Source organism: Kitasatospora sp. NPDC101157 (genome assembly GCF_044768255.1).
In the GTDB taxonomy this organism is placed as follows: Bacteria; Actinomycetota; Actinomycetes; order Streptomycetales; family Streptomycetaceae; genus Kitasatospora.
On sequence record NZ_JBIWPL010000035.1, the window covers coordinates 69,423 to 74,888 of the forward strand.

At 71.8% G+C, this 5,466-nt stretch carries 6 protein-coding genes; 3 read left to right on the plus strand and 3 right to left on the minus strand.

What is annotated here, in order from left to right; genetic code table 11:
- The first annotated feature begins 332 nt into the window (after window positions 1-332).
- From ACIRVF_RS39040 to ACIRVF_RS39050, 3 genes are all read left to right on the plus strand, one after another.
- Entirely contained in the window at window positions 333-575 is a 243-nt protein-coding gene (locus ACIRVF_RS39040) for a hypothetical protein (protein WP_402829116.1), read from the plus strand.
- Between the two features lie 110 nt (window positions 576-685).
- Window positions 686-1,621 (plus strand): hypothetical protein, encoded by a 936-nt coding sequence (locus tag ACIRVF_RS39045; RefSeq protein ID WP_402829118.1) that lies wholly within the window; start codon window positions 686-688, stop codon window positions 1,619-1,621.
- Window positions 1,622-1,703: 82 nt separating this feature from the next.
- Entirely contained in the window at window positions 1,704-2,516 is an 813-nt protein-coding gene (locus ACIRVF_RS39050) for a hypothetical protein (protein WP_402829120.1), read from the plus strand.
- 84 nt (window positions 2,517-2,600) lie between these two features.
- Here the strand turns inward: ACIRVF_RS39050 and ACIRVF_RS39055 are convergent, their stop codons facing one another.
- From ACIRVF_RS39055 to ACIRVF_RS39065, 3 genes are all read right to left on the minus strand, one after another.
- On the minus strand, window positions 2,601-3,023 hold the full coding sequence (locus ACIRVF_RS39055; RefSeq protein WP_402829122.1) for a hypothetical protein: 423 nt from the start codon (window positions 3,021-3,023) through the stop codon (window positions 2,601-2,603).
- A 131-nt stretch (window positions 3,024-3,154) separates the two neighbouring features.
- Window positions 3,155-3,634 (minus strand): hypothetical protein, encoded by a 480-nt coding sequence (locus tag ACIRVF_RS39060; protein WP_402829124.1) that lies wholly within the window; start codon window positions 3,632-3,634, stop codon window positions 3,155-3,157.
- The gene (locus ACIRVF_RS39065; RefSeq protein WP_402829126.1) at window positions 3,631-4,314 is read right to left on the minus strand and encodes a helix-turn-helix domain-containing protein; all 684 of its coding nucleotides are present in this window, start codon (window positions 4,312-4,314) and stop codon (window positions 3,631-3,633) included. The genes ACIRVF_RS39060 and ACIRVF_RS39065 overlap by 4 nt, the downstream gene beginning before the upstream one ends.
- Between the last annotated feature and the right edge of the window lie 1,152 nt (window positions 4,315-5,466).

A 5,466-nucleotide genomic window follows, 5' to 3' on the forward strand; every position in this document is an offset into this window, starting at 1 on the left:
CGCCCAGTCTGATTCCCACCCACACGACGCCCTCACTTGCCCCCCCCCCCCCCCCACACCCCTTCTTGTTTACCCCCGCGGTCGGTGGGGGCGCGCGCCCCCCCCCGCCGCCCCCCCCGACCCGATCGGCTGGCTGCACTGCAACCGGTTTGACCGAGACCAGCTCACCAGGGCCACGGAGGAGCAATTCGGCCCAGGAGCGGCGCCCGCGAGCGCAGTAGAATTTCCGAACCGAATTCACAGCAGCACCCGCAACCAGCAGTCAGAAGCAATTCCCGAACCATGCGACCGCAGAAATCCGACCGGAATTCCAAGAACAGGACGGAGCCGCGATGACGCACGACGGCCACGGCCAGGGCGACGCCGCCCAGGAACTCGCCGACCTCGAAGCGGCGTGGGCGCTGACGCCAGCGCGGTGGCGCTGCGCCCACTGCGGGGACCGGATCACCGGGGAGGGCCACACCTGGTTCGGCCCGCTGCCCGAGCCCGGCCAGGACAGCGACACGGTGCCGCGCTTCCACATCGACCGTGACCCGTGCCGTGCCGCGGGCGGCTGGCCGCCGATGGCCCGGTGAGAGGTCCGCGGCCACCCGGAGCCGTGGATGCGCTGACCACCCGCACGGCCGCCACCACCTGGCGGCGGCCGCCGTTGAACCTGATGCGCCATCACCTTGGGGAGGAGCCGATGGAGAACCAGAACCCCGCCGCCAACCCGCTGGTTTCGTACACCTGGTGGGGCGACCTGCCCGCCCACCTCGTGACCAAGACCCAGCTCGCCGACCTCGACCTGCCCCGCCAGCCCGGCGGGCCGGTCCGCGCCCGCATCACCGCGAAGGGCCCCTCGGGCCGCAAGGACACCTTCGACCTGTTCGACATCCACGAATCGGTGCCGACCACGGCCACCGTGGCGCAGCTCGCCGCGGCCGCCGCCCGCCGCACCACCGGCACCCGCACCTGCGAGCAGTGCGGCGCCCGCCCCGAGATCCCCTGCACCAAGCTGGACGGCTGGCTGCTGTGCCGCGCCTGCGCCCACATCGCCCGCCTGCGCGCCAAGCAGAAGCAAGCCGCCGAGAAGGCCACCGCAGCCACCGACTGGGCCGCCCGGCTCCTGGACGACGAGCACCTGGCCGTCGTCGCCGTCCAGTACACCCACCGCCCGCCCAGCGACAGCGGAAAGGCCCGCACCCCGGCCGCCGCCCGCATCACCGCCATCGACACGGCAGGCGCCACCCTGTACGACGCCACGCTGCGTCTGGTCGGCCCGCGCACCAAGGGCGTGCCCGAGGGCGCGGTCGATCCCGAGGACGCTATCGCCGCGCTGCGCGAGGTCCTCGCGGAGCGCAACGTGCTGGTCTGGGACACGGAGTTCACGCCGTTCTTCGATGCCCTCCGTCGATTGAAGGAGGTCACCCGGCCCGACCCGTTCCCCTCCGGCTACAAGCGCCAGCAGGCCATGCTCTGGGCCGTGCTCGACTGGCGCGCCGACCTCGACCCCCGCACCGGCCAGCACCACATGCCCGCACCTCCCACCACCGCCGAGCGCACCCTCTACCTGCTGCGCCAGCTCGCCGGCAGCCCCGCCGTCCAGCACCTCGGCGAAGCGCCCCTGCCAGGCATGTGACCCCGCACCAGCCGTCAGCAGGGGGCCGGGCCCAGCACACGCTGCGCCCGGCCCCCGGCTGAACGCGATTGAGGAGAACACCGTGCACCCGTCCCGGCCGCTGCTCGCCCTGGACGTCGACGGCGTCCTGTCCCCCTACGGCGCAGGTCGCCTGCTGCCCGGCTACGTCCCGCACCAGGTGCGCCCGCAGGCGTGGGTGGACTGGTCCGCCATGGTCTACCCCAGGCCGAGCCACCTGGTCGTCCAGCTCAACCCGGCCATCGGCGAACGACTGGAAGCGCTGCCGTTCGACCTGGTCTGGGTGTCGGCCTGGACGCCGCAGGAACTCGCCGCCATGCTCGGCCCGCTCGGCTTCACCCAGGCCCCGCCGCACGCCGACTTGAAGGGCGCCACCCAGCGCACCTTCTTCCTGCGCGTGGACGACCCCGGCGTCAGTCCCGACGCCAAGGGCGACCTGTGGTGGCGCTCCCAGGACGTGCTGGGCTGGGCGAATCGCCATGACCGGCCCCTGGCCTGGCTTGCCCCGCACTTCCCCAACCAGGTCCGCCGCGACTTCGCCGACGGCCACGCCGCCCCCGCCCTGCTCCACGAGGTCGACCCGGCCGCCGGCCTGACCGACGCCGACTTCACCGCGCTCACCACCTGGGCCGAGAAGGTCGCCGCACTGGAGCTGGCCCCGGCGGTGGTGCCGCGGCGGTGCCGGGACTGCGGGGACCGCTCGACCACCGTGATCGCCGGACGCCGCGAGGACCGCGTCCACGCGGCCTGCGGCTCCTGCTGTGAGTGCTACTGCCCGATCGGCGACGGCAGCGACGCCTTCCAGGCCTGCGGCGACCTCGAGTCCGAACGCTGCGCCCACTGCGGCTGGTGCCGGGTGTGCGGCTGCGGCTGCTGATGTCGGTCGCATCCGGCACGCCGTCGAACGCGACCTGCTCGGCACCGCTGGCGGGCTGGATCACGGAGCGCGTGCCGGGCGACCTCAGTACCCGCCCCCGTAGTTGATACCGCGCAGGTGCTCCTCGTAGGACTCGGGCGGGTTCTGCGACAGCGCGTTCCAGCGGTCCAGCCAGTACCCGTCGGCCTGGCGGAACGCGAAGGTTCCCCGTGCCTTGCGCAGGTCGGCGAACGTCGTGGACGCCTCGACCTCCCGCTGGAGCTCCAGATACAGGCTGCGCCGCGCCGGGTGGGTGGTCTGCTCGGCGAGGTCGCCGAGCGCGGCGACGATCGTCGTCCTCCCCTCGGCGAGGATCTCCTCGGCGGTCGGGGGCGGCGGTAGGAGGGAGGGCCGCTCACGGACTGCGGCGACGGCGGCCTGGTGGTTCTCTGGTGGCCCGGCCCGCGATCCGGGCCACTGGACGGCACCGGGACAGTCTGCTGCGAGGCGGGCGTTGATGCGGGGCACCGTCGGGACGTTGGTGCTGCCGGTCGCGGCCGCCAGCGGTCCGGGACCGACATACCGAGCGGCCCGCCAGCAGGGTATCGGGACGGCTGGCATCGTCGCGGGTCCGGGTGACTGGGCCCCGCGACTCGACTTCAGTTCCCGTTCGGCACGGACTTGAGCCGGGGTCGTTTGATGTCGGTGACCTTGCGCTGCTTGGCCTTGCGGGCCTTCTCCTCCTGGTGCTGGGCCAGCCGGCGCTCGTACTCGTCCTCGAAGTCGCCCTCGTCGAGCCGCATCTCCCTGGGCAGGGCCCGCATGGCCTGCTGCTGTTCCTTCGGGGTGTTGAAGGCGGAGATGGCGGGGTGGAGCTGGAAGCGGCCGCGGCGCAGGACGGTGACCAGTCGGGCGGCCACCAGGTGCTGCATGGCTCGGCTGATCAGGACGCGGTCCATCGCCAGGCCGTCGCCCAGTTCCTCGTGTGTGGCCACGACCAGGCCGCCGGGCTGCTGGACGGTCAGCAGGTGCAGCAGCAGTGTGTAGGCGGTGGGAGGTAGCCGCGGCACGTAGGACAGCCCGTTGAAGCTCCCCCACAGCGGGCGACGCGCGATCCACTCGTCTGCGGTGACGGTCATGACGACGGCTTCCCTTTCTTGAGCTTGCGCGGCTCCAGCGTCGCGCCCGGCTGCGCCATCGCCTTGAACGCCTCGGGCGCGTCCGGGTCCTCCAGGAGCGCGTGCAGCAGGTCCAGCTGCTCCACCCTCTCACCCTTACCCGTAGAGGCCCCCTTGCGGCCCTTCTGCGGCTTCTTCACGCCTCCGCGCAGGCTCGCTGCGGGGTTGAGCTGGTACAGGCCGTTGCGGACGCGCTGGAGCGCTCCGTCGGCCTCCAGGACGTGGAAGACCCGGCTGACGTGCGGGCGGCTGTAGCCGAGGAAGTCGGCGACGTCGCCGTGGTTGGCCTCGATCAGCCCGCCCGGTTCCTGGCTGCCCATCAGGGTGAAGAGGACGACCAGGACGAAGCGGTCGCTGTCGTAGCGCCGGGCGGCCCACCGCATGAACTCCAGCGAGTCCATGCTGAACGCCTCGCCGATGAACCCGGTGCTGCTGGGCAATGGGAACACCTGGGCGGCGTGGCCGGGCGGCAGCTCGACCGTGGTGGAGCTGGGAATCCGGCTGTACGAGGTGGGCGGAGGCATCGGACGCCGGCGCCGGGTGCGCGCGGGCTTCGATCCCGGCAGCCGGGCGGCCGAGCTGCCGTCGGTGGGCCCTGCGCTCATCTCGTGGATCTCCTTGATCGGATCGGACGTCAGCATCCTGGCACGAACGTGACAGTGCAGCTACGAATTTGGTGACAGGACACGCACGAAAGTCCTCGGAATGTCAGTCCTGGGCTGACAAAGCACTCCGTGCTGGGAACACGATCACCGAGGGACCCTGTGGATAACTCCCGCTGACCGACGCGACCAGTTCCGTAACAGCACAGGCACCAAACCGCCCGGATTCGTCAGCGCCGTCTGACATCCACACCCCCAAAATGTCAGCCCAGGACTGACATTCCGACCGCCCCCCAAGGCCCTGACCAGCAACGATGCAGGCCCGCATCTCTCAGAACGCGGGCGCGCGTGATACCTGACCTCAGCCGTCAGCGCAAGCACCGACACGCAGGCACCTGGACCCCGACGGAAGTCCGTCGGCGACCCCGCCTGTGCCACCACATCGGCCTGCGGCCGATCCGGCAGTGCCGCGCCCGCTGCGCTGCGCCTGGCCGAACGGCGGCTGGACTGCCCTTCCGCCCGACGTACGGGGCTTCCAGCCGCGCGGAAGCCCTGGCGGGGGCTCCTCCGGACCCCGCCCCCGCCGGATCCGTTCACCAGCTGACCACCGTCGCAGGAGCCGGCCCCGCTGCTCCTGGGTGGTCCGGAACCGTAGCCGATAGCTGGCGCCACGGAATCCGCCGCCCGCCCGATCTTCCGCCTTTCCATCCCGCAATCCCTCCGCTTTCTCCCGCCCGAAAATAAGCTGACAGGAGCCAGGCGGCCCGTTTTTCTCGCCGCGATGCATGCGCATTTCCGTGAGCCTTTTATCCGGATCCCCGGAACCCTGCCGCGATCCCAGAGGCTAGCGGGCAGCTGTCTTTGATGCACGAGAACGGGCGAAGCCCGCCCCTCCACCACCCCAACGAGTGACCCCACCACCTGACCACCCCTCACCAACCCAGGCGCGAAGCGCCCCACCCACCATCCCAGCCAGCCCGGGCGAAGCCCGCATCCCCACCACCACCCCGCCAAGGGCCGAAGGCCCCACCCTGACACCCACCCAACTCCGCAGCGAAGCGCGGAGTTGACCCACCACCACCCACGCCCACGCAGCACCCGCCACTCCCGCCGATCGGGCGCAGCCCGATCCGGCCGGCGCAGCCGGCCCGCTGCCCGGGCGCAGCCCGGGCCAGCCCTCGGCGAAGCCGA

Excerpts from the sequence above, each read along its gene's own strand:
- ACIRVF_RS39040 (WP_402829116.1), top strand. The coding sequence starts at position 333 with ATGACGCACGACGGCCACGGCCAGGGCGACGCCGCCCAGGAACTCGCC.
- ACIRVF_RS39045 (WP_402829118.1), top strand. The coding sequence starts at position 686 with ATGGAGAACCAGAACCCCGCCGCCAACCCGCTGGTTTCGTACACCTGG.
- ACIRVF_RS39060 (WP_402829124.1), bottom strand. The coding sequence starts at position 3,634 with ATGACCGTCACCGCAGACGAGTGGATCGCGCGTCGCCCGCTGTGGGGG.
- ACIRVF_RS39065 (WP_402829126.1), bottom strand. The coding sequence starts at position 4,314 with ATGCTGACGTCCGATCCGATCAAGGAGATCCACGAGATGAGCGCAGGG.